This window comes from Asaia sp. BMEF1 (assembly GCF_051628905.1).
Classification (GTDB): domain Bacteria; phylum Pseudomonadota; class Alphaproteobacteria; order Acetobacterales; family Acetobacteraceae; genus Asaia.
The window spans coordinates 1,530,387-1,554,473 of sequence record NZ_CP157575.1; the positions used below are offsets into that span (position 1 = coordinate 1,530,387).

General features: G+C 60.7%; 21 protein-coding genes. 1 reads left to right on the forward strand and 20 read right to left on the reverse strand.

Going from position 1 to position 24,087, the window contains the following annotated elements; genetic code table 11:
• Nucleotides 1–3: 3 nt before the first annotated feature.
• On the forward strand, nt 4–759 hold the full coding sequence (locus ABHV46_RS06575) for a cobalt-precorrin-6A reductase (RefSeq protein WP_438383839.1): 756 nt from the start codon (nt 4–6) through the stop codon (nt 757–759).
• On the opposite strand, the gene cobJ is transcribed toward ABHV46_RS06575, so the two are convergent.
• The 20 genes from cobJ to ABHV46_RS06675 all read right to left on the reverse strand — a co-directional run bounded on the left by cobJ (nt 735) and on the right by ABHV46_RS06675 (nt 24,050).
• A complete protein-coding gene (cobJ, locus tag ABHV46_RS06580) occupies nt 735–1,496 on the reverse strand; it encodes a precorrin-3B C(17)-methyltransferase (RefSeq protein ID WP_438383841.1) in 762 nt (253 codons plus the stop codon). The genes ABHV46_RS06575 and cobJ overlap by 25 nt on opposite strands.
• Entirely contained in the window at nt 1,493–2,215 is a 723-nt protein-coding gene (locus ABHV46_RS06585) for a precorrin-2 C(20)-methyltransferase (protein ID WP_438383843.1), read from the reverse strand. Before ABHV46_RS06585 ends, cobJ begins: the two co-directional genes overlap by 4 nt.
• Nucleotides 2,212–2,847: a precorrin-8X methylmutase gene (locus ABHV46_RS06590; protein WP_438383846.1), complete on the reverse strand. Its 636-nt coding sequence runs from the start codon at nt 2,845–2,847 to the stop codon at nt 2,212–2,214. Before ABHV46_RS06590 ends, ABHV46_RS06585 begins: the two co-directional genes overlap by 4 nt.
• 142 nt (nt 2,848–2,989) lie before the next feature.
• Complete coding sequence (locus tag ABHV46_RS06595) at nt 2,990–4,093, reverse strand: precorrin-3B synthase (protein WP_438383847.1); 1,104 nt, start codon at nt 4,091–4,093, stop codon at nt 2,990–2,992.
• Between the two features lie 102 nt (nt 4,094–4,195).
• The gene (locus tag ABHV46_RS06600) at nt 4,196–5,644 is read right to left on the reverse strand and encodes an NADH-quinone oxidoreductase subunit N (RefSeq protein WP_438383849.1); all 1,449 of its coding nucleotides are present in this window, start codon (nt 5,642–5,644) and stop codon (nt 4,196–4,198) included.
• The gene (locus tag ABHV46_RS06605; protein WP_438383851.1) at nt 5,644–7,146 is read right to left on the reverse strand and encodes a complex I subunit 4 family protein; all 1,503 of its coding nucleotides are present in this window, start codon (nt 7,144–7,146) and stop codon (nt 5,644–5,646) included. The genes ABHV46_RS06600 and ABHV46_RS06605 overlap by 1 nt, the downstream gene beginning before the upstream one ends.
• Nucleotides 7,143–8,981, reverse strand: coding sequence for an NADH-quinone oxidoreductase subunit L (gene nuoL, locus ABHV46_RS06610; protein WP_438383853.1), 1,839 nt, complete (start codon nt 8,979–8,981; stop codon nt 7,143–7,145). Before nuoL ends, ABHV46_RS06605 begins: the two co-directional genes overlap by 4 nt.
• A 4-nt stretch (nt 8,982–8,985) precedes the next feature.
• Complete coding sequence (gene nuoK, locus ABHV46_RS06615; protein WP_025840349.1) at nt 8,986–9,297, reverse strand: NADH-quinone oxidoreductase subunit NuoK; 312 nt, start codon at nt 9,295–9,297, stop codon at nt 8,986–8,988.
• Nucleotide 9,298: 1 nt separating this feature from the next.
• On the reverse strand, nt 9,299–9,802 hold the full coding sequence (gene nuoJ / locus ABHV46_RS06620) for an NADH-quinone oxidoreductase subunit J (protein WP_336946286.1): 504 nt from the start codon (nt 9,800–9,802) through the stop codon (nt 9,299–9,301).
• 2 nt (nt 9,803–9,804) lie between these two features.
• Nucleotides 9,805–10,317 (reverse strand): NADH-quinone oxidoreductase subunit NuoI, encoded by a 513-nt coding sequence (gene nuoI / locus ABHV46_RS06625; protein ID WP_025840347.1) that lies wholly within the window; start codon nt 10,315–10,317, stop codon nt 9,805–9,807.
• Nucleotides 10,318–10,330: 13 nt separating this feature from the next.
• The gene (gene nuoH / locus ABHV46_RS06630) at nt 10,331–11,293 is read right to left on the reverse strand and encodes an NADH-quinone oxidoreductase subunit NuoH (RefSeq protein WP_438383858.1); all 963 of its coding nucleotides are present in this window, start codon (nt 11,291–11,293) and stop codon (nt 10,331–10,333) included.
• The gene (gene nuoG / locus ABHV46_RS06635; RefSeq protein ID WP_438383860.1) at nt 11,290–14,001 is read right to left on the reverse strand and encodes an NADH-quinone oxidoreductase subunit NuoG; all 2,712 of its coding nucleotides are present in this window, start codon (nt 13,999–14,001) and stop codon (nt 11,290–11,292) included. Before nuoG ends, nuoH begins: the two co-directional genes overlap by 4 nt.
• Before the next feature lie 13 nt (nt 14,002–14,014).
• On the reverse strand, nt 14,015–15,331 hold the full coding sequence (gene nuoF / locus ABHV46_RS06640) for an NADH-quinone oxidoreductase subunit NuoF (protein ID WP_438383861.1): 1,317 nt from the start codon (nt 15,329–15,331) through the stop codon (nt 14,015–14,017).
• The gene (gene nuoE, locus ABHV46_RS06645) at nt 15,331–15,852 is read right to left on the reverse strand and encodes an NADH-quinone oxidoreductase subunit NuoE (protein ID WP_336946290.1); all 522 of its coding nucleotides are present in this window, start codon (nt 15,850–15,852) and stop codon (nt 15,331–15,333) included. The genes nuoF and nuoE overlap by 1 nt, the downstream gene beginning before the upstream one ends.
• Complete coding sequence (nuoC, locus tag ABHV46_RS06650; RefSeq protein ID WP_336946444.1) at nt 15,839–17,566, reverse strand: NADH-quinone oxidoreductase subunit C/D; 1,728 nt, start codon at nt 17,564–17,566, stop codon at nt 15,839–15,841. Before nuoC ends, nuoE begins: the two co-directional genes overlap by 14 nt.
• 49 nt (nt 17,567–17,615) lie before the next feature.
• A complete protein-coding gene (locus tag ABHV46_RS06655) occupies nt 17,616–18,257 on the reverse strand; it encodes an NADH-quinone oxidoreductase subunit B (RefSeq protein ID WP_336946291.1) in 642 nt (213 codons plus the stop codon).
• A 2-nt stretch (nt 18,258–18,259) separates the two neighbouring features.
• A complete protein-coding gene (locus ABHV46_RS06660) occupies nt 18,260–18,715 on the reverse strand; it encodes an NADH-quinone oxidoreductase subunit A (RefSeq protein ID WP_438383864.1) in 456 nt (151 codons plus the stop codon).
• A gap of 267 nt (nt 18,716–18,982) precedes the next feature.
• Nucleotides 18,983–20,797 (reverse strand): glycoside hydrolase family 15 protein, encoded by a 1,815-nt coding sequence (locus ABHV46_RS06665; protein WP_438383866.1) that lies wholly within the window; start codon nt 20,795–20,797, stop codon nt 18,983–18,985.
• A 100-nt stretch (nt 20,798–20,897) separates the two neighbouring features.
• Nucleotides 20,898–22,400, reverse strand: a complete 1,503-nt coding sequence (zwf, locus tag ABHV46_RS06670) for a glucose-6-phosphate dehydrogenase (RefSeq protein WP_438383869.1) — start codon at nt 22,398–22,400, stop codon at nt 20,898–20,900.
• 96 nt (nt 22,401–22,496) lie between these two features.
• Entirely contained in the window at nt 22,497–24,050 is a 1,554-nt protein-coding gene (locus tag ABHV46_RS06675) for an efflux transporter outer membrane subunit (protein ID WP_438384296.1), read from the reverse strand.
• Between the last annotated feature and the right edge of the window lie 37 nt (nt 24,051–24,087).

The window sequence follows — 24,087 nt, forward strand, 5'->3', positions numbered from 1 at the left end:
ACGATGCAGATCCTGATCCTTGGGGGAACGAGCGAGGCGCGCCAGCTTTGCCGCGCGCTGGAGTCTCGACGCGAGCATCATATCATTTTTTCACTGGCCGGGGTCACAAACTCGGCACTCCCTGTCCCTGCCGAAACGCGCATCGGCGGTTTCGGCGGCGTTACCGGGCTGGCAGATTATCTCAAAGACAACCGGATCGATGCGGTCATTGACGCAACCCATCCTTTCGCCGCGCAGATGAGCCGCCATGCCGTCGAGGCAACCCGAGTTTGCGCCGTAAAGCTGCTGCGTCTGGCGCGACCGGCCTGGCAGGCGCCGCCAGGGGCACGATGGCACCATGTGAGCACTATCGCCCAGGTACCGGCGGCTCTGGGAGATAGGCCGCGTCATGTTTTCCTCACAACCGGGCGCAAGGACCTCGCCCCGTTTATGATGACGCCGCACCGCTATCTCCTGCGCAGCATCGAGACACCCCATCTGCCCCTTCCTCCTTACACGACCTTGCTTCTGGCACGTGGCCCCTTCTCGCTCGACGACGAGATCGCTCTCATGACGCAGCACAGGGTCGATTGTCTCGTGACAAAAAATGCGGGGGCCGATGCGACAAGTGCCAAGCTCGACGCCGCACGGCGTCTCGGTCTTGAGGTGATCATGGTTGATCGCCCAGCCTTGCCGCCCGCACAGGAATGCGCGAGCGTCGAGGCCGCGCTCGAGTGGGTCCGGCAGAGCGAGATTCAGGGAATACGACGCAGCGTATAAAGCCACGGTATCTGGCCGGGTCGCTCTATCTGCCTCGTATGGGCACAGCCGATCAGCACCAGCGTGCTCATATCGGCGTCCTCTCCTCTCGCCTGGGCCAGTGTCGTGCTCAGAACCTGCTCGGCAGGGCGCCCGATCGCCCGCGCGAAAACGACCGGAATCCCCCCCGGAAGCACCTCACGAAGCGCCGCGAAACCCTGATCGAGCTGCCCCGGTCGCGTCTGAGAGCGTGGGTTGTAAAGCGCAATCACAAGCCCGGCCTCTGCGGCCAGACGCAGACGTCTGGCGACGATTTCCCAGGGCTTGAGGTTATCCGAGAGCGAAATCACGCAAAAATCGCCACCGAGCGGCGCCCCAAGCCGTGCGGCGGCTGCCAGCACGGCCGTGACACCGGGAACGACCCTGATATCGATTGCGCGCCAGATCTCAGGGCCTTCGCCCACGGCCTCGAATACCGCACTTGCCATGCCGAACACCCCGGCATCGCCCCCCGACACGACGACCGGTACCCGGCCCTGCATGGCGAGATCCAGCGCGTGCCGGGCGCGGGCCAGCTCTTCGCGGTTATCGGTCGCATGCGCTATGGCGCCAGAAGCCGCGCCGAGCGCTGCGGCGCGCCTCACATACAGCCCATAACCCAGCAGATCGGTCGCCTGAGAGAGCGCGTCGCGCGCTTCCTGGGTGATCTGATCCGCACCGCCGGGGCCGAGCCCCACAACATAAAGACGCAAACTCATCGGGCACGCTTGCGGCCGGGCACCAGCACCATCGAGAAATAGGGCGCCTTGTCAGGTGCCCGTTCAAGGGGCAAGCAGATCTGGCCGCTTTGCGTGCCCCTTTCGACGTAGACGGCTTGTTCGTAGCGACCGCTGCGCTGGAGCGCCTCTCGCACTTTCGCGAAGTTACGCCCGAGCTTCATGATCACATGCGCGTCGCCCCGGCTCAGCCAGTGTGCAAGACGCTCTTCATCCAGCGTAGCGGGAAGTACACTCAACACGTCGTCGCCATGCACCATGGGCAGATGCGCCGCTGACCAGCAGCCGCTCATGCCTGAAATGCCGGGAACGATCTCGCAGCGATGGCCCGGGCTCAGCCTGTCGAACAGATACATGGCAGAGCCGTAAAGAAACGGATCGCCCTCGCAGAGCAACGCGACCCGGCGCCCCTTGGCAAGTTCTCCTGCAAGTCTCTGCGCGCAGCTATCGTAGAACGCCCCCATCTCGGTGAGGTAGCGCGGGTCTTCAACGGAGACGCCTGTCGTGAAGGGGTAGTCGAAGCGCAGTTCCTGCGCGGTTGCGGGAATATGCGCGTCTGCAATCACGCGCGCATGACCAGGCCGGCCGCAGGCGGCGAACCAGGCAACCACATCGGCTTCTGCCAGCAGGCGCACCGCCTTGAGCGTCAGGAGTTCAGGATCACCCGGCCCCATGCCGAGGATTCGACAGACACCGCTCATTCCGTCTCGCTTGCCAGAGCGTTGACACAGGCTGCCGCCATGGCGCTGCCGCCCAGCCTGCCACGCATGATGACCCACGGAATTTCGTCGAATAGCGCCAGCGCTTCCTTCGATTCCGCGGCACCCACAAACCCGACCGGCATGCCGATAATGGCCGCGGGGCGCTTGCCGCCACGCCGGATGAGTTCCAGCAACCGAAAGAGAGCAGTCGGCGCATTGCCGATGGCTACCAGAGCCCCATCGAGATCGCTGCCCCAGAGATCGACCGCCGCCGCCGAGCGCGTATTGCCGATGCACGCGGCCAGCTCAGGCGTGCGTCTGTCTCTCAGCGTGCAGAGAACTTGATTTTCGGCGGGCAGGCGGGCTCTGGTCACGCCGTGGGCCACCATCTCTGAGTCGCACAGGATCGACTTGCCCGCGAGAAGGGCCGCACGGGCTGCGGAAACGAAATCCGACGAGAAAGACAAGGAGCGGGTCACCTCGACCATGCCGCAGGCATGGATCACCCGCACAGCGACACGTGACTGATCAGGCGTAAAGCCTGAGAGGTCGGCCTCCGACCTGATCGTCGCAAACGATTGCGCATAAATCGCCGCCCCGTCGCGGATATAGTCATAATGCGCCTCGGTCATGGGCGACTCTCTTCCTTTCTGTCATCTTCAGCCTGTGTGGCCTGCCTGCCTTCCTGGCCCATTTTTCCGATCCGTCTTTTTCGTCTGCCCATCGCTGCGTCAGGAAGCTGGCCTTCGCACATTGGCTCGCTTTGCTGGCGCATCATCGCTGACGCAGACGCCTTCGCACGTCCTCGACGCCAAGGCCAGTCTCGACGGGCCTGTCAGTTACCGTTCCGTTCCAGATGAGATCATATCCCGTTTCACGGGCAACAAGCGTCACATTGCTCTGACCGCGAGATGCGCATCCCTTGGCGCAGCCCGAAACATGCAGACTGCGCCCCGAAAGTGCAGGCGCGAGAGACAGGGCATCCAGCCGGGTCGGGCTCGCCGCCTGGGCGCAACCACCTTCGCCCGGACAGGCAATCAGGGCCTTTCGGCAATCCTGCGGGTCCGTCATGAGATCGGGCGCCTTAACCGGGCGATCCAGCACAATGCCGCGCCAGGGCGTCACACGCACGTTGGCCCCTGTTTCTGCCAGCATGTGACATGTCGCAGCGTCGATCTCTCCAAGAACGGCCAGCGCCCCGAAACAGCCGGGCAGAAACGCCCCCATAAGTAACGGTCTGCGGCCCGCATAAGGCTCAGCCCGGTGCAGCGCCCGCTCTACACCGGGCGTCAGCGACGCGCTCGCGACCAGATTCATGACAAGGGGTACAAGCGCTGCCCTGCCGACCGCGTGACGATCCGGGCCGTGATAGAGTACCCAGCCGCCCTCCTCATGGCGTAGCATGAGATCGGCCCTCAAAGCCCCGCTCGGCACAAACCCACCACCATCGACCGCCACCCCGTATTTCTCAGGTGGTTTCCTGTGTGGCTCCCCCGCGACAAGAGCGCTCTCCACTTCACGCGCAAGCTCAAGCGTATCGCGCGCGCAATCCGAATCCAGCCCGGCAAGCGGGGACATGAACAGCAGACGACGACGGGTTTCACGTCCGGGATCTGCCAGACCCAGACCGATATTTGCCGCCTCCGTAGCAAAGCGGCGTGCAGCGGTTTCACCGAAGCCACGCAATTGCAGATTGCCACGCATCGTCAGCGTGATGCGCCCATTGCCCTCGCCTTCAGCCTTGCCTGCAAGGAAGGCGAGTTGCGCTGGCTTCAGCCCCTCGAGATCGGGCGTTACACGTACGAGCCAGCCATCATGCGTCTGCATGGGTGCATGGAGGCTCGGGCACCAGCCTTTACGGAGAGGAACAAGCGTCATCAGGCGGTGATAGCGCCACTTCACGTACCTGCCGCATAAAAAAAAGCTGCATGTCTTGCGACATGCAGCTTTCTTGCCATGCAGATCAGCCTTGTGGGGAGATCAGGGCAGCTTCGCCGGTGCTGCCGGGAGGGGAGGTGCCACGACCAGACCCTGGCTGCGCTGTACCAGCGTGCTGGGGCAGATACCGAGGAAAATAGTGGCACAGGCCAGAATGGCGATCAGCGCCGCATTGACCGGCGTCGGCGCAGTGACCTCAGCATGGGTCTCACGACCGGCAGGCGCAGGGGTGAGCATGATGAGGATCAGACGCAGATAATAGAACAGTCCGATCGTGCTGCTCAGGATAAGCACGAAAAGCAGCAGGGTCTGATGCGCCGAGACACCGGCTGCCACGATGTAGAATTTCGCGAAGAAGCCAACTGCGGGCGGAATACCGGCCAGCGAGATCAGCATGACCGACATGGCCAAAGCCGCAGCAGGCTTGCGACGGAACAGACCGTGCCACTCGCGAATGTCCGTGCCCTGCGGCAGGACCCCGTTCATGATGGCAAATACGCCGATGGTCGAAATCGCATAGGCCGCCAGATAGAACGCAGCCGAGGCCACACCGAACGGGCCGGGCGACAGGAAGGCCACCAGCAGATAGCCGACATGGGCGATGGATGACCCAGCCAGCAGACGACGCAGATCGGTCTGCACCACCGCCATCAGATTGCCGCCGATCATGCTGAGCACGGCCACGATCAGGATCTCGTTTACCTGCGCGCTGGGCAGATAGAGATTGACCGAAGAGAAATAGCGCAGCATCGCGGCGAACAGGGCGATCTTCGACGTTACGGCCACAAGAGCGGCCACAGGTACCGAGGTACCCTCGAGCACATCGGCCAGCCAGAGATGGAACGGCACGGCAGAAAGCTTGAAGAACATGCCTGTGAGCACGAGGATCACACCCATCACGCCAATGATCGGCTCGGGCGCCTGAGAGAGATCGGGGGCAGCGAAACGCAGCGACCCGGTTTCGGCGTAGATCAGTGCAAAACCGAAAACCATCGTGGCCGAGGCCACACCCGAAAGCAGCAGATATTTCATCGCGGCTTCACCGGCATCCAGACGCTTGTTCTGGAAGGCGATCAGGCCGAGCAGGGCAAGGCTGAGCGTCTCGAGACCGAGAAAGAACGAAATGAAATGCACCGCGCCGGTCATGGCGACCCCGCCCAGCGTCGCCAGCGTCAGCAGCAGGAAATACTCGCTGTTGACGGTCAGGTCAGCGCTGATCGCGCCATGGCGCGACATCAGGACGATGGCGAGCACCGAAAGAATGATCAGCGCGCCCGCAAACGACGCCCAGGTATCGGGCGCAAAAAGCGGCAGCGCGCCATTCATGATCAGCGCGGTCGGCATCATGATCGAAGCGAGCGCGGCCAGAAGCACGATCACGCACAGAATAGCATCACGAGCCACATGGCGCCGCCAGGAAATGGCGGCGAGCTGTACCAGGCTCCCGAGGCAAAGCACCAGCACAGCATTGGGAAGGAACGAGAAAGACATTACTGGGCCTGCTCCTGAGCGATGCTCACGACATGGGGGCTGGCAGGGACTGAAAGGTTCAGAACCGGCTGCGGGTAGACACCAAGCGCAAGGAGAAGAAGGGCTGCCACACCGAGAACGGCGATATGCGGCACGGAGGGCGCACCGAGCGGAGCGACGGCATCGGTCTTTTTCGGACCATAGAACACACGAAGCATCATGGTGAGCGAGTAGACCGAAGACAGAACCAGACCGGCTGCCGCAAAGAACGTCATGACATGGCTGACTTGCCACGTGCCCATCAGCACCAGGAACTCACCGACGAAATTTCCAAGACCCGGCAGACCGAGCGAGGCGGCGGCAAAGAACATGGCGAAAGCCGAAAATTGCGGCATAGCGGGCCAGAGGCCACCCATTTTCGACATATCCCGCGTGCCCAGACGCTCTTCCAGCAGACCGGCGATCACGAAGAGAGCCCCGGTGCTGAGACCATGGGCCACCATCTGGGCGATCGCGCCCTCCATACCTATGCGCGTGCCCGAAAACACACCCAGCAGAATGAAGCCGAGATGGCTGATGGAGGAATAGGCGATCAGGCGCTTGATATCGTCCTGTGCCACGGCAAGCCAGGCACAATAGAGAATACCGACCACGCCCAGCGTCATGGCAATGGGTGCAAGATGCGCAGCAGGCCCGGGAAAGAGCATGACCACGAAACGGATCAGACCATAACCGCCCGTCTTGGCCAGCACGCCCGCAAGCAGAATGCTCACCGCGGCCGGAGACGCAGCATAGGTGTCAGGCAGCCAGGCATGGAACGGCACCATCGGCAGCTTCACCGTAAAGGCGATGAAGAAACCCAGCATCAGAACCGGTGCGATCGGCGCGATCATGGCAGTCTGTGACAAGGCGAAATAGTCGAAGGTGATGACGCCGGTGCGCTGGGCATTGACGATGACCAGACCCAGAATGGCCAGAAGCATCAGCAAGCCGCTGCCCTGCGTGAACAGGAAGAATTTCAGCACGGCGCGCTGACGACCGGCATCGCCCCATATCAGGATGAGCCCGAAGAGCGGCAGCAGCATCAGTTCCCAGAAGAAGAAGAACAGGAACAGATCGGTCGCCATGAACACGCCGTTGATTCCGGCGACGGTCGCCAGAAGCAGGCAATGAAAGAGCCCGGCGCGATCGGCCACGTTGCGCGCACTGAGCACGGCGCAAGGCAGGGCGATCAGCGCATTGAGCCAGAGCATGATAAGGCTCAGCCCGTCGAGATCGAACCTGACGTTGATACCGAGCATCGGCACCCAGGCCATGGAGAAATGGGCGAACCATCCCCCCGCCCCTGCACCGGCAGCAAGGCTGCTGATCGTGATCTGGGCGAGAAGCACCACCATGAGAACCAGGGTTATCAGAGACGACACCCAGGCGGCGCGCGAAGCGCCTCGTAGCCCGACGAGCCAGGCCGCAAGACCCCCGATAAAGGGGATAAGTACGAGAGCGGGAAGTGCAAACATCATCATACCGCCAGACAAAGAGCTGCAACCGTTCCTGCTGCGACCCAGCCGGCATAGCGACGCACCTGGCCGCTCTGGAGCTTCGCAACAGCTTGTCCGCTGCCCTGTGTCAGGGCCGCAACCAGATCATAGAAACGATCGATAAAATCACGACGGTTCAGGTGGGCAAGCACCATGAACGGCCGCACGAAGACCCAGTCATACAGCGTGTCGAAACCCCAATCGGCGCGCAGCGTCGCAATAGCGGGGCTTTCGGCAGCAACCGGCGCTTCGCCCTTGGGGCGCCACAGCGTCCAGGCGATGGTCACACCGGCGATCGGCACGAGCGAGCCGAGAATGAGCAGGCTGGTATTATGCTCTTCCGGCATCGCACCCAGCACCGGGGCCAGCAGGTTCGAGAAGATATGCACGTTTGCAATCGCATCCGGCATTTCCATCCAGCCACCGCCAATAGCGAGCACCGACAGAATGGCCATGGGCAACGCCATGGCCAGACCGGACTTACCGTGAGCATGGGTGCGATGACCGCCCCAGAACACGATGAACACGCAGCGGAAGATGTAGATCGACGTCAGGAAAGCACCGAACAGCGCACCGGCCCAGAAGATCGGGCTCAGATCATAAGCGCTGCCCAGAATGAGTTCTTTAGAAAAATAACCCGCTGTGATCAGCGGCAGACCGGCAAGTGCCGCCGAACCCGCCAGGAACGCGGCGAACACCCAGGGCATGTCCTTGCGCAGACCACCCATCTTGAAGATGTCCTGCTCATGGTGAACGCGCAGGATGATCGAACCGGCTGCCATGAAGAGCAGCGCCTTGAAGAAGGCATGGGTCACGAGATGGAACATAGCTGCATGCCAGGCGCCGCAACCGAGCGCCAGATACATGTAGCCGAGCTGGCTCATGGTTGAATAAGCGAGAATGCGCTTGATATCCGTCTGAACCAGCGCGCTGCCTGCGGCGAGCAGGATAGTGACGAAACCGACGATGGCGCAGGCCAGCATAGCCAGAGGCGTCATGACGAACAGACCGTGCAGTCGGGCCAGAAGATAGACACCTGCCGTGACCATGGTCGCGGCGTGGATGAGGGCCGAAACAGGCGTCGGGCCAGCCATGGCGTCGGGCAGCCAGGTCTGGAGCGGCACCTGGGCCGATTTGGCCATGGCTCCACCGAGCAGCAGGAACATGCCGAGCGTGAGCGTGCGCGGGGCCGCATGGGGACCGACGGCCAGAAGGGTCGGGATATCCAGCGAGCCAACAGCCGTTGCCATCAGCAGCATGCCGAGCAGAAACAGCGCGTCACCGACACGCGTAACCACAAAGGCCTTGCGCGCAGCGATGGCATTGGCCTGTTCGCCATACCAGAAACCGATGAGCAGATAGGAGCAAAGGCCCACACCTTCCCAGCCGATAAAGACGCCGAGCAGATCGGACGCCAGAACCAGCAGAAGCATGGAGGCGACGAACAACGTCATATAGGTGAAGAAGCGCGCGATATCCTCGTCGTCATACATATAGGCGCAGGCATAGACGAGAATGAGAAAGCCAACGCAGGACACGACCAGCATCATGACCAGCGAGAGCCGGTCGAGCGTGAGCGCGATCTGGGCGTTGAAGGAGCCGACATTCATCCAGTTCCACAGCACGACGTGCAGCGAACCGAGCGAATTCGGGCCAGAGAGAAAGCTATAGGCCGAAACCACGGCGAACAGGGCACAAAGCCCCATCCCCGCGCCGACGAGCAACGTCGTGGCCCGTGCGGGCAGCTTGCCCCCGGTCAGCATCAGAATGATGGAGACCGCAAGGGGGCAGAGAATGACGAGCGGAAGCAGCGAAGCCACGAGACTAACCCCCCAGACGGTTGCCGGTATCGGCATCAAGAGTGGAGCGTCCGGCAGCATGCATGCGCAGGATGATGGCCAGACCGACAGCAGATTCCGCTGCGGCAAAAGCCACGACCATCATGAACATGACCTGGCCATCCGCCATATGCCAGCGATTGCCCGCAGCAATAAAGGCGAGGCACGCGGCATTGAGCATGATCTCGGTCGACATCAGCATGAAGAGCAGGTTGCGGCGCACGAGAACGCCCAACGCTCCGAGTGAAAAGAGAATGACAGCGACAATGAGCGCGCCATTGGGATCGGCAGCAGTCATCTCAGGAATTCCCCCCAATGCGGCGGCCGATGTGATACGCGCTCACCAGCCCTGCGAGCAGCAGGAAAGATGAAAGCTCAACGGTCAGGATATACGGGCCATACAGCGTCAGGCCGACGGCTTTCGGGCCGATTGCAGCACCGACCGTGCCCACCGCCATGGTGTTGTGGCTCAGCCCGTAAACGAGAAGCCCCATCAGCAGGATCGAGATCACGCTGGGGCCGATCCAGGCGCCACCGGCAAACCAGCCTTTTTCACGAAGCTGGTCGGGCTGGCCGAGATTGATCATCATGACCACGAAAACGAACAGCACCATGATCGCGCCGGCATAGACGATGATCTCGAGCATGGCGGCAAAAGGCGCCCCGAGCTGTTCGAACATGCAGGCCAGAGCCAGAAGGGACACGACAAGATAAAGCAGGCCATGCACCGGGATTGTGCGGGTAATCGCCAACGCGGTCGCGCCGATGGCAATCAGCCCATAGAGTTCAAGCATGATATTCATGATCAGGGCATCAGCGCATGAATGTCGATGGGCTTGGCTTCATTTTCGGCTTCACCTTTATTCTTGCCCGGGATCTTGAGCCCCGAAACATTATAGAAGCTGTAATCATGTACCTTGCCGGGACCGCTGATCAGGAGGTCTTCCTTCTCGTAAACCAGGTTCTGGCGCACATATTCGCTCATCTCGAAATCGGGCGTGAGCTGGATGGCATAGGTCGGACAGGCTTCCTCACAGAAACCGCAGAAAATGCAGCGTGAGAAATTGATCTGGAAGAATTCCGGATACCAGCGTCCTTCCTTTTCGCCCTTCTGAAGGCTGATGCAATCGACCGGGCAGGCAGCTGCACAGAGATTGCAGGCCACGCAGCGTTCTTCGCCGCTGGGGTCGCGGGTGAGAACGATACGACCGCGATAGCGGGGAGACAGGTAAGGTTTGACGTCCGGGTACTGCACCGTTTCATTGCGATGAAACATGTGCAGGAACGTCAACCATATAGTGCGGAGAATACCGAGCATGGCGCGCTCCCTCTCAGACGCCCGCGCGCAGCAGAATAACCGCGCCGGTGACCAGAATGTTAAGCAAGGATAGCGGCAACAGCACCTTCCAGCCGAAGGACATCAGCTGGTCGTAACGCGGACGGGGCAGTGCTGCACGCAGGAGGATATAGAAGCAGATCAGCAGGAAGACCTTGATCGCAAACCACAGGAAAGGCGGCAGGAACGGGCCGTGCCAGCCACCGAGATAAAGCGTCGTGATCAGGGCCGAGCTGAGTGCGACACCGGCATATTCGGCGAGATAGAACAGGCCGAACTTCATGCCCGAATATTCGGTGTGAAAGCCGGCGCCGATTTCGTTTTCACCTTCGGGAAAGTCGAAAGGCAGACGATGCGTCTCGGCAATACCGGCCAGCAGGAAGATAACCGCTCCCAGGCATTGCGGAATGATGAACCAGCAGTTCCTCTGGGCCTCCACGATGTCGTGGATGCTGAACGAACCAGCCGCCATGACCACTCCCATGACGGACAGGCCCATGAAGACCTCATACGAGATCATCTGGGCGGCGGCACGCATGCCACCGAGCAGGGCGTATTTGTTGTTGGACGACCACCCGGCAAGAACCACCGAATAGACCCCGAGACCCAGCATACCGAAGACGAAGAGCAGACCGACATTCAGATCGCCCGCCACACTCCAGATCGGCGTGATCGGCACAACGCCGAAGCAGAGCAGAACCGCCATGAACCCGATGATCGGGGCCACGAGGAACACCCACTTATCGGCGAAAGGCGGAATCCAGTCCTGCTTGAACAGCATTTTCATCGCATCGGCGATGATCTGGAACAGACCGAAAGGACCGACACGGTTAGGGCCGGGACGATCCTGGAACACGCCGAGAAGGCGCCGCTCCAGTGTCGTCGAGAGCGCTGCGACGCCGAGAACGCCAAAGACGGTCACGACGATCACAAGAATTGGCCACACGATGGGCATCATACCGCGCTCTCCGTTCCAATACGCTCGGCAGGCGCCGTAATTTCAAGCGACACCCATCCCGGTGTGGACCAGGAGCGCGACACCATGTGGGGCGGGCAGGTTGCCACACCTTCAGGCAGGGTCGGGTCGTACACGGCATCCACAGTGTGGATTTCACCATTCAGCGACAGGCGAACCCGCGCACCTTCAGCGAGCGCACCACCGACACGGATATAGGCCGGTGCAGCACGCTCGGCGATCGGCTGGGCCATCATGCTCATTTCATCGGTGCCGAACACGCGCGCCTCGGGAAGGAGCATGACCTGACCGGCACGGGCAGCAAAGGCGTTCGGCACGTCCATGGCATAGCCATGACCGGCCCCTTCAGCCCCCTCGACCAGACGCACGCCGCTATCGCCACCGCGCATCTTGCCACCGATTTCCTGCTGGAAGCGGTTGAGCGCCTGCTCGGAGTTCCAGCCGGGCACCTGATAGAACGGCACGAGCGTGCCGGGCATGTCGGTGCCGTAGGAGCCTTCCATGGTGGAGTGCAGCGGCGTATCGGGCGAGCTCGGCGGCGGAATATCGCGCACACTGATATTGGCGCGAATGGCCGTCCGACCGCTGACGCGATGCGTCTGGCTGCGCAGCGGTGTGCCTTCGAGCGTGTACTCCGAACCCGGCGCGGCCTCGGGGATGCGCGCAAAGACGGGCATCGTGGTCGCGATTTCGGCGATCAGATCGTCGAGCCTGGCCCAGGGCTGCACATGACTGAAGCCAGCGGCCTGCGCCATATCGACGATCCAGCGCCAGCCCGCCTGAAGCGGCGCATCGGGATAGACCACCTGGAAGAAACGCTGGGCTCGGCCTTCGGCGCTGACCAGCGTGCCGTCCGTTTCGGAATAGGCTGCCGAAGGGAACGTGATCTGCGACCGAATGGCCGTCGGCGTCACCGAGTGATCGAGCACGACCAGATTGGCAGCCCCACCGACCAGCGCATCGAACTGCGCTCCATCCAGACGACGGCTCAGATCGTTTTCAAGCACGATGAGCGTGGCATCGGCAGCGCGTGAGGTAACGGCGTCGAGAGGCAGACCGTCCATGAGAGCGAGCCCCATGGAATTCGCTTCCGGCAGGACGAAGCTCATCAGCGGCGTCTTGCCCTTGGCGGCGAGCGCCGAAGCGATATTGGCCGTCGCCTGAAGCAGGGCGGGCGATGCGTATTGCAGGCCGGACACCAGAAGCGGCTTTTCTGCTGCAAGCAGCGTCTCGGCGATACGCGTGGCCGCTGCCGTTTCGGCGTCGGTCAGCCCGGTCACGTCAGGTGCAGAGGCATCGATGCGATGGGCGATGGCAAAGCCAAGGCGAGCGGCATCGTCAGGCATGGCACGAACGGCCTCCTGAGCGAAACCGTCCAGGTCGGTAACAGTCGGCGATACGACGAAGAGCGGCGAGATCGTGTCCTGACCGAGCGTACGCACGGAGGCGTCCATCCAGTGCGGCACGCGGGCCTGATCGGCCGCCTTGTTGAAGGCGGTGCGCTTGATCTGGCGCAGCGCCAGGCTCATGCGCGGTGAGGTTGCCGAGACATCCTCACCCAGAATCAGCGCACCATCGGCCGTTTCCATTTCCTGCATCGTGGCGATGCGGGCGTGGGTGGCGGTCAGCAACGACACGGCCAGCTTGACCAGGCTATGCTCAGGCTCGGCCATGCCGGTCGAGAAATTCTCTGCACCGACCAGCTTGCGCAGGGCGTAGTTCGATTCCAGCGAGGCACGCGGCGAGCCGATACCCACCAGCTTGCCACTCGCTGCAACCTTGCCGAAATGATCGAGAGCGGCCTGTGCGGGCACCGGCGTCATGTCGCCATCGATTACATAACCCGCCGAGCGCAGACGCGTCGGGGCATTGACCCAGCCATGACCGAAGCGACCGCGATCGCACAGGAAGTAGCGGTTCACCTCATCATTATAGCGGTTGAGCGTGCGGCGAACCTTGCCAGCGCGCTCGTTGATGATGGTGTTGCAGCCCGTCGCGCAGTTGGAGCAGACGGAGGGCGCCCCACGCATATCCCATTTGCGGCTGTACATTTTCGAGAATGGCTTATCGGTGAACACGCCGGTCGGGCAGACCTCGATCAGATTGCCCGAGAAGGGGCTCTCAAGCGTGCCGCTCTCATGACGTCCGAAATAGACGTTGTTATGCGAAGCGAACACACCCAGATCTTCGCCACCCGCATAATCGCGATAGAAGCGCACGCAACGGTAGCAGGAGATGCAGCGGTTCATTTCGTGCTTCACGAAAGGGCCGAGTTCCTGGTTGTTATGGGTGCGCTTGTCGAAGCGATAGCGCCGCTCGCGATGACCGGTCATGACGGTCATGTCCTGAAGATGGCACTCGCCGCCTTCTTCACAGACGGGGCAATCATGCGGATGGTTCGTCATGAGCCACTCGACCACTTCGCCGCGGAATTCCTTGGCTTCGGGGTCCTCGACCGAGATAATCGCGCCTTCGGTCACAGGTGTCATGCAGGCCATGACGATACGACCGCGCGTGTCATCGGCATTGGCGTATTGCTTTACGGCGCATTGGCGACAAGCGCCAACCGAGCCAAGCTCAGGGTGCCAGCAGAAATAAGGCAGGTCTTTTCCTGCCTCAAGACAGGCCTGCAGAAGGTTCACGTCGGTGCGTGCTTCAACCTCGCGGCCGTCGATTACGATTTTTGCCATCGGGCCGTTCCTCCTAAGCCGCCTGCCCTGCGGCGCCGCTCTCTGCGGTGCCGGAGGTGGGCTTGCTAACCATTCGCTGGAAATCCTCGGCGAACATCTTCAGGCCACTGGCCAGAGGCGCGATTGCACCCGGTGCATGGGCGCAGAAAGTGCGCCCCATCGGGCCAATCAGTCGGGCGGCGTCATGAAGGCGATCGATATCCTCCGGCGTGCCGCGCCCTTCCTCAATGGCGATCAGAAGACGCTCGACCCAGGGCAGGCCATCACGACAGGGCGTGCACCAGCCGCAGGATTCCTGCGCAAAGAAATGCTCGAGATTACGGATCATCCCGATCGGGCTGGTCTTGTCGTCGAGCAGAATGGCCAGACCCGTACCAAGGCGGCTGCCCGCCTTTTCCGGCGTCGGGTAGTCCATAACGATATCGGCGTGTTCCGCTCCGAGAAACGCCGTCGAGGCGCCACCGGGCAGGAAAGCGCGCAGCTTGTAACCATCCTGCATGCCGCCAGCACATTCGTTCAGGATCACGCCGAGCGAAGTACCCAGAGGCAGTTCGAATACGCCCGGACGTTTGGCGCGGCCGCTGACACCGTAAAGCTTGGTGCCGCCATCGACGCAGGCGCTCAGCCCCAGATACCATTCCGTGCCATTGGCCAGGATATGCGGGATGTTGCTGAAGGTCTCGATATTGTTCACGACCGTCGGCGCGCCCCACAGACCACCGATCTGAGGGAAAGGTGGCTTGGCGCGTGGGTTGGCGCGACGACCTTCGAGCGCCGTGATCAGCGCCGTTTCCTCACCGCAGATATAGCGCCCGGCGGAGGGATGGACATGCAGGTCGAAATCGAAGCCCGAGCCGAGAATGTTCTCGCCCAGGAAACCGGCCTCACGCGCCTGGATGACCGCCTGCTGGAGACGCTCCAGACCCAGATGATATTCGCCGCGCAGGAAGATGATGCCGTGCCGAGCCTGAATGGCATAGGCCGAGATAATCATGCCTTCGATGAGCTGGAGAGGGTTTCCCTCAACGAGGATACGATCCTTGAAAGTGCCGGGCTCCATCTCGTCACCATTGGCGACGATGTATTTGAGGCGGTCCTTCGAGGATTCCTTGGGGACGAAGCTCCACTTCATGCCGGTGCTGAACCCGGCGCCGCCGCGTCCGCGCAGCTTGGAGTCCGTCACCTCAGTGATGATCTCCGCGGGGCTCATGCCAAGGGCGCGGCGCAGACCGCGCCAGCCGCCCTTCTTGTCATAGCCAGCCGGGTCGAGCGGCGTCTCGCGATTGACGAGCGCCAGAAGCGGCTGCTTTTCGGGGTTGAGACCTGTCATCACTTCTTCCTCGCCCGAATATCGTCGATGATGCCGTCAATGTCCTCCGGGCGGACAGGACCGAACAGATCCTTGCCGACCAGCATGGCCGGGGCATGGTCGCAGTGACCGAGGCAGACGATCGGCAGCACGGTGAATTCACCGTCAGGCGTCGTCTCGCCCATTTTCACGCCCAGCTTCTTGCACAGGCGTTCACGTGTCTGTTCGGCGCCCATGATGTAGCAGGAGACGGAGTCACAAAGCATGACCACGTTCTTGCCGACCGGCTTGCGGAACAGCAGATTGAAATAGGTGGCAATCCCGTCGAGATCGGCCTGGGACATACCCAGAATGCGTGCCGTGTGAGCGAGATGCGCGTCGTTGATCCAGCCGAAGCGTTCCTGCACCAGACGCAGCGCCTCGATGGCGGCGCCACGAGGATGATGCTCGTGGGCGGCCATGTCGATGAACGTATCGACGAGATCCTGGGGCAGATCCTTGGGGAGTTCGGCGTCCTGCGCCGTAAGTTCAGCGGTCGACATCGGCCATCACAAAATCGATGCTTCCGATAATGGCGATCAGATCGGCAATCATGGTGCCGCGTGACAGCATCGGAAGCTGTTGCAGATGAATGAACGACGGGGTGCGGATACGTGTCCGGTAAGACATCGTGCCGCCATCGCTCACAAGGTAATACTGGTTGAGCCCCTTGGTCGCCTCGATGCAGGAGCGCACTTCGCCCTGCGGAATGACCGGCCCCCAACTGACGCCCACGAAGTGATGGATGAGCGTCTCGATGTCATGCATCGTGCGTGGCTTCGGCGGCGGCATGGCCAGCGGATGCTCGGCCTTGTAGTCACCACCCGGCATGTTATCGAGGCAGTAGCGGATGATACGCAGGCTCTGGCGGATCTCTTCGATATGCACCGCGGCACGGTCATAGCAATCGCCATTGACGGCGGTCGGAATATCGAAATCGATCTGGTCATAGCCCGAGTAGGGCGCCTTGCGGCGATAATCCCATTCGAGACCCGTGGCGCGCAGCCCCGGACCCGTCACACCCCAGTCGATGGCCTCTTCGGTGTTATAGACGCCAACGCCCTTCGTACGGGCCTTGAAGATGGGGTTCTTCATGACGAGTTCGTTGTACTCGTCGAGACGCTTGGGCAGATAATCGAGGAAGGCACGAACTTCGCCATCCCAGCCCTGCGGCAGATCCATGGCCACGCCGCCGATGCGGAAGAAGGCCGGATGCATACGGAAGCCGCAGATCTTCTCGATGATCTCGAAAACGCGCTCGCGATCGGTGAAGATATAGAAGACCGGCGAAAGCTGACCCAGATCCTGCACCATGGTTCCGTAGAACACGAGATGGCTGGAAATACGGAAGAATTCTGCCAGCATCACGCGAATAAGCTGCGCACGGGGCGGCACGGTGATGCCTGCGAGCTTTTCGACACCCATCACATAGGGGAAATTGTTCATCACCCCGCCGACATAGTCGATACGGTCGGTATAGGGGATGTAGCTGTGCCAGGTCTGGCGCTCGGCCATCTTCTCGGCGCCGCGATGATGGAAGCCGATATCGGGCACCGCATCGACAATGAATTCACCCTCAAGCTGCAGCACGACGCGGAATACGCCATGGACCGAAGGATGGTTCGGGCCGAGATTGAGGAACATGAAGTCGCTATTGTCGGAATGACGCTTCATGCCCCAGGACTCAGGGTCGAATTTCAGCGCTTCCTGCTCGTCGAAAACCTGGTCTTCAGAGAGCGTATAGGGCGGACGCTCGGTAGCGCGGGCATAATGGTCCTTGCGCAGCGGATGCCCGACCCAGGTCGGCGGGGTCAGGATGCGCGAGAGATGCGGATGCCCCTCGAACACGACACCGAACAGATCCCAGACCTCGCGCTCCAGCCAGTTCGCATTCGGCCAGATATCGGAAATCGTGCCGATATTCGGATCATCGACCGAAAGCGGCACCTTGAAGCGCACTTCGTCAATAGGACCGTTGAAGGACTGGATGTGATAGACGACCGTGAAATCGGACGCTGGCAAACCATCGCGATGGATACGCTGGCGTTCGTCCACGCATGTCAGGTCGAGCAGCATGCGCAATGTGCCGCCAGACTTGACCGCCTGCAGAACGGCGCGGATCTGGCCGCGCGACACCCAGAAGGTCGGCACGCCATCGCGCGTCGATTCTTCGAGCATGATCATATGCGGGGGGAAGGCGGCGACTGCCGCCCCCATGACGCCCGAACGGGTTTTTTCGAAAACTTCGCTCATTGCCGCCCGCTCCTCAGATCGTGTCCGGTGTGCGCAGCTTCGTAACCGCCATGCGCTCTTCGCGCTTGAGGTCACGCATGCTGGCCGGGGTCACCTTGGTCACGCCCTGATCGCCTACCATCCAACTGAGCGGACGGCGCTGCTTGCCGATTGAGTCCTGGAGCAGCATCAGTCCTTCAAGCAACGCATCGGGGCGCGGCGGGCAGCCCGGTACATACACATCGACGGGCAGGAAGCTGTCGACGCCCTGCACAACGCTGTAGATGTCATACATACCGCCCGAATTGGCGCAGGAGCCCATGGAAATCACCCAACGCGGCTCGAGCATCTGGTCGTAGAGATACTTCACGATAGGGGCCATCTTGCGGAACACCGTACCGGCAATCACGATCAGGTCGGCCTCACGCGGGGTGGCGCGCAGCACTTCGGAACCGAAGCGGGCGATATCGTAACGGCTGGTAAAGGCCGTCGCCATTTCAACGTAACAGCAGGACAGGCCGAAATTGAACGGCCAGACCGAGTTCTTCTGCCCCCACGAAATGAAATCCTGCAGCTTGCCCACAACGAGGTTGCTACGCACATCTTCATGCATCAGCAATTCTTCGGGAGATTGCAGGCGGGGTTCGCCAACGGCGGAGGTAAGAGTCCAAGTCATCGTTATACGACCTCGCGCGCGGGAATTTTGACAAGTTCAACGGGGGAATTGGGTGGCACCTTGACCGGCATGCGGCGGTGCTTGGGGCCCCATTCGAGGGCGCCACTGCGCCAGAGGTAAACCAGGGCGAGCGTCAGGAAGACGACAAAAGTCGCGACCGAGATGAAGGCGGCCCAGCCAGCCTCGACCACCACGGAAGCCCATGAATAGATGAAGACGCTTTCAACATCGAAAATCACGAAGAACACGGCCAGTAGATAATACTGAACCGGCAGACGGATACGCGCCGACCCTGTGGAGAGGATACCTGACTCATAAGGCAGGCTCATCGAACGACCGCGTGCAGCACCGACGCGACGGGGCCCTAAAGCAGCAGAGAGCGCCACCACGATGCAAAGGAAAATGACCGTGAAGGCCACGTAGATCGCTAAAGCATGATCTGCAAGAAACTGAGACACTGGCGCAACCACCTATTCCCGACGGGACCAGCAGCCTGAGCTCCATCAAGGCGTGTAACACCGGTCTGGAACTAAAAAGCTAGTGGTCGTGAGGTTTTTTTCTGCGCCATTGCCTAGCATCACATCAAGTGCCTGCCTATCACCTGACCGAGAACACACGAAGCCGTGATCAATTAGGTATTAGGATAGTCCTCTTTTTGTTGATACTGATTATCAACTTCCGTGCCGTTTTCCAAACAGGCGTCGACACTTAATTGATACTGATTATCAACTAGTGACTTTCTCGCGATATATTACCTGATCGAGATATTGGCCGGCCCTGATCAGCGCGAGGTGGGTGAAAGCCTGCGGAAAGTTGCCCAGATGCTCACCTGCCGGGCCGATTTCCTCTGAAAACAGCCCGACATGGTTGGCATAGGAGAGCGTCTTGTCGAAGAGAAAGCGCGCCATCAGCAGGTCGCCCGAGCGGGCCAGACATTCGATGTACCAGAACGAGCACATGGTGAACGTGCCCTCACGTCCTTCCAGCCCGTCATCATTATCGCCTTCAGCCACATGATAGCGAAAGACATGACTGTCATCGAGCAATTGCTCTCCCACAGCCCGCAGGGTCGAGGCCCATCGCGGATCGTGATCGCCTATGAAGCCCATGAGCGGCATCAGCAGGCAGGAGGCATCGATGGCTGTGCCCCCCTTGTACTGGACGAAATACTGTAATTCCTCATTCCAGAAATTATTCTGCACATCCATATAAATGGCATTGCGCTCTCGCACCCAGACCGCAACACGTGCAGGGAACCCACGCTCTTCTGCCAGACGTATTGCGCGATCGAGCGCAACCCAGCACATAATACGAGAGAAGAGAAAGTGCTTCTTACCACCCCTCACCTCCCATATACTTTCATCCGGCTGGTTCCAGTTAACACATAGCCAATCGATTCCTTCGGCGACCGACTCCCAGGCCTTCCAGCTCAACCGCTCACAATGACGATCCGCATGATAAACGGCGTCCATCATCTCACCGATGATATCCAGCTGAAGCTGATCCTCTGCTCCATTGCCGATACGCACGGGGCGCGAATCACGGAATCCTCTGAAATGAGTCAGATCGGTTTCGGGCACAAAAGCCTTGCCATCAATGGCGTACATGACTTTCAGACGGGCTTCACCGGGCTGCGCCTCAAGCCGACGCTGGTGCAGCCAGCGGATAAACGCCGTTGCCTCTTCAGTGTGGCCTGTCTTCATGAAGGCATAGACCATGAATGACGAGTCGCGGATCCAGCAGTAACGATAATCCCAGTTACGCACCCCCCCTGGGTCTTCGGGCAGACCGAAGGTCGCAGCAGCCACCATTGACCCATGCTCAGCAGAAGTCAGCAGCTTGAGCGCAAGCGTCGACCGTGTGATCTGGTCATGCCAGCGCCCATGATAGCTCGCGCGCGCCACCCAATCGATCCAGTAATTGGCCGTAGCCTTGAATGCGGTCGCCGTCCAGTGATCCTCAAGGCAGAGATTCTCCTCGGTCGTCAGACTATCGAGCATGAATGTCGCCGTTTCGTTGAGTTGCAGCACGAACTCGGCGCAGGCATCGTCCTCGATCAGCACCATCGGGATGGTCGAGCTGATACGCAGCGGCGGCAGATCATCGCGAAGCGGCTCGAACAGGATCACTCTCTCGTTCAGGACGCGAGCCTTGTGGCCAACACGGGCATAATCGAAGCGTGGCGCGCAATGCAGCCGGAATTTCAGCGTACCTCTAACGGCCTTTACACGCCTGATCACGCGCTGCTCGGGGTAATCTGGAGCGAGGGTCATGAAGTCCGAAATTTCGCTTACGCCTTCGGGCGAGAGCACACGCGTCAGCAGGACATTGGTGTCCGGTACATAGAACTGGCGAAACCTGCCCCCCTCAAGCACCGGTGCGAGCTCGAAAAACCCGGCACTCGGCTCAAGCAACGATGCAAAGACGCTTGGGGAGTCGAAACGCGGCCAGCACATGAAGTCGATCGACCCGTTCAGCGCGACCAGAGCGGTTGTGCGCAGATCGCCGATCACGGCATGATTTTCAATTGCCATACTCATTATCAGTTCTTTCGACCCTGCCCTTTTACGGGAAGCTTATTCTGGAAAACCGGCTTATCGACCCGAGACGCAGGCGTGTCGGACAGGACAACCGACGGGCTCATGTGACAGGAAGCCAACGTCGCCCATCACGCGCGAGCAGAGCCGCCGCCTCGTCAGGCCCTTCGGATCCGGCCGTGTAGAAATACGGCGCCTCAGGGGCAACGATGGGGTCGACCGCGGCCCAGGCCGCCTCGATCGTCTCCGCACTCTGGAACAGCATCTGGTTGCCCGCCATGCAGTCATGCAACAGCGCCTCGTAGCCGACATTCGGCGTCTTGCTGAAAAACTCGTCATACAGGAAACGACTGCTTACCGGCGCAATCTCCTCTTCCAGACCGGGCCGCTTGGCATCGAAATCAATCGATACGCCCCGCACCGGGTCGAGCAGAAAACGGATGACATTGCCTGTGCGCGGATCGTCCATGTCCTGATTGAACAGGGCATAAGGTGGCTTTTTGAAGACGACATTGATTTCGGTGCGTCGGCCCGACATGCGCTTGCCTGTGCGCAGATAGAAAGGTACCCCACCCCAGCGCCAGTTATCGATGAAGAGTTTCATGGCGGCGAAAGTCTCGGTCTGACTCTCTGGGGCGACACCGGGCTCACTGCGATAACCAGGCATCGACCTGCCTTCGATCTGCCCGGCTGTATATTGCCCCGGCACATAATCCTCTCCCCTTATCGGGCGTATGGCTTGCAGAAGGCGTGTCTTCTCCTGCCGCACAGCGTCGGCCGAGAGCGATGACGGCGGCTCCATCGCGATCAGGCTCAGCAGGACGAACAGGTGGTTGGGCACCATGTCGCGCAGCGCACCCGTATGCTCGTAAAACGCCCCGCGCTGCTCAACGCCAATCGTCTCTGCCGCCGTGATCTGCACATGGTCGATATATTCGCGGCGCCAGATCGGCTCGAACAACACGTTCGAGAAACGGGCAATCATGATGCCCTGATTGGCTTCCTTACCCAGAAAATGATCGATCCGGTAAATCTGGCTTTCATCGGCCTGAGCGCGAAGCGCGGCATCCAGCTCGCGCGCGGAGGCGAGATCGTGCCCGAAGGGCTTCTCGATCACAAGACGTCGAAAACCGCGCCCTTCTTTGAGCAATCCGCCCTGTCCCAGACCCGTTGCGATGCGAGCAAAAAACCGCGACGCCACAGCCAGGTAGAAAATGACATTGCCCGCACCGAGGGTCTCACGAAGCGTCGTGTAAATGTCAGGCTGGGTGAAATCGCCCGAAAGATACTGCGCCTTGGCAGTCACGCGGTCCCAGACTGTTCGATCGAGTTGAGGGCAGGAGAATTCGGCAGAAGGGTCTTTCGCATCCTGCTCGGCCAGATCGAACAGGCGTGTCGCCCAGTCCGGCCCGGTCTGCTCGGCGCGATCGACCGCGACGATCTGGAAATTATCGGGCAAGGCGCCCGCAACAGCGAGGTCGTAGAGCGAGGGCAGAAGCAGACGCCGGGTAAGATCACCACCTGCGCCGAACACGACCAGCTTGCAAGGCTGTGGCTCGACGGCGTTTCCCAGAGCATCGCGTAGCTGTTCAGTAGCGATCGACATGATGGTCCTCCCTCTCACTCAATGAGCAAGAGAGAAAAAGCCTAGCACGCCAAATAGATCATCCGATTATTTTATACAGATCAAACAATAACGTGATCAGGCATGACGGGGACTGTCCCCGCCAAGCTGCCGGATTGTTGCGTCTTCCGGCTTGTCTTGCGGGAACTGGGTCTCCCATCCACCACCCAGCGCGTTATACAGATGCGCCAGATTACTGGCGAGCGTCGTGGTGCTATCGGCAAACTGCAGCTCGGCAGAAAGCAGGTCACGCTGCGCCGAAAGCACATTCAGGTAAGTAGTCAGACCGCTGCGATACTGATCCTGCGCCAGATGAAGCGCGCGCTGCCCCGACGTCACCGCAGCCTGTAACCCGTCACGACGACGCTGCTCGTCACGATAGGCGATGAGCGCGTTATCGACATCACGCCAGGCACCCAGCACCGTCTGGCGATAGGTGATGGCGGCGGCTTTCTGGGCATAGCGGTTGAGCATCAGCTGACCGCGCAGACGTCCGCCCTGGAAGATAGGCAGAGAGATGGACGGGCCGATATTCCATGCGCGGGCATTCCAGAAGCCGAGATCGCGGAAGGAGAGCGATTGCAGCCCGAAATCCGCGTTGAGCGTGATCTTGGGATAAAACTCGGCCTCGGCCTCACCCACATTGGCCACAGCCGCATGCAGCTGCGCCTCGGCCTGGCGGATATCCGGACGACGCTGTGCCAGCTCTGAAGGTACACCCACCGGCACACGCGGCGGCACAACGGGAATGCCTGCCGTGCGCGTCAACTCGTCATTCAGCGTGCCAGGAGGCGCTCCCAGCAACAGGCTGATGGCATTGATCTGCTGTTCGATTCTCTGCTCGACCTGAGCAATCTGGGCAGTCGTCGAATCGAGCTGCGTCTCTGCGCTTGTCACGTCGAGTTCGGTCACCAGGCCGATTTTCTGGCGCTCTCTGGCCAGGGAAAGTGTCTGGGCCTGCGTGTCGCGATTGGCCTTGGTGATACGCAACTGCTCCTGAAGCCCGCGCAGGGTCAGATAATCATTCGCCATATCTGCCTGCTGCGCGATCAGCACACCGCGACGCTCTTCGTCGCTCGCCTGCAGATCGGCCTTGGCCGCCTCATACTGGCGCGCCACGCGCCCCCAGATATCGACTTCGTATTGCGCGTCGATCGAATATTTCCACTGATTCAGCAGAGGGATAGTCGCATCGCCCACGCTCTGGTCGAGCAATGTGGCATTCTGCTGCCCCAATGCCGTGGCGTTATCCTTGGCCACGCCCGAGAGAATGCGCTGCAACGACTTCGTGCTGTACTGCGAGCGGGTATAGGACCCGCTGGCCGACAATCCCGGGAAACGCTCGGCACCAGCCATCAGCAACTGCGCACGACTTTGCGCCAGCTGCGCCGCAGCGCGCTGGATGTCGAGATTCTGCGTTGCCAGGCGGGTCTCGAGCGATGTCAGGGTCGGATCGTTGAAGATCTTCCACCAGTTCGGATCGGGAGCATCGGCCGTGGTCTGGCTGCCAGCCTGACCCGAGCGGGCATGCATGTCATACTGGCTGGGCGACCAGAGATCGGGCTTCTGATATTTCGGCCCGACACAGCCTGGCAGGGAAAGAGCCATGGCGAGCGAGGCGCCGCTCAGCATCAGAGCGCGCGGGGAACGGCCTGTCTTCAAGGCATGG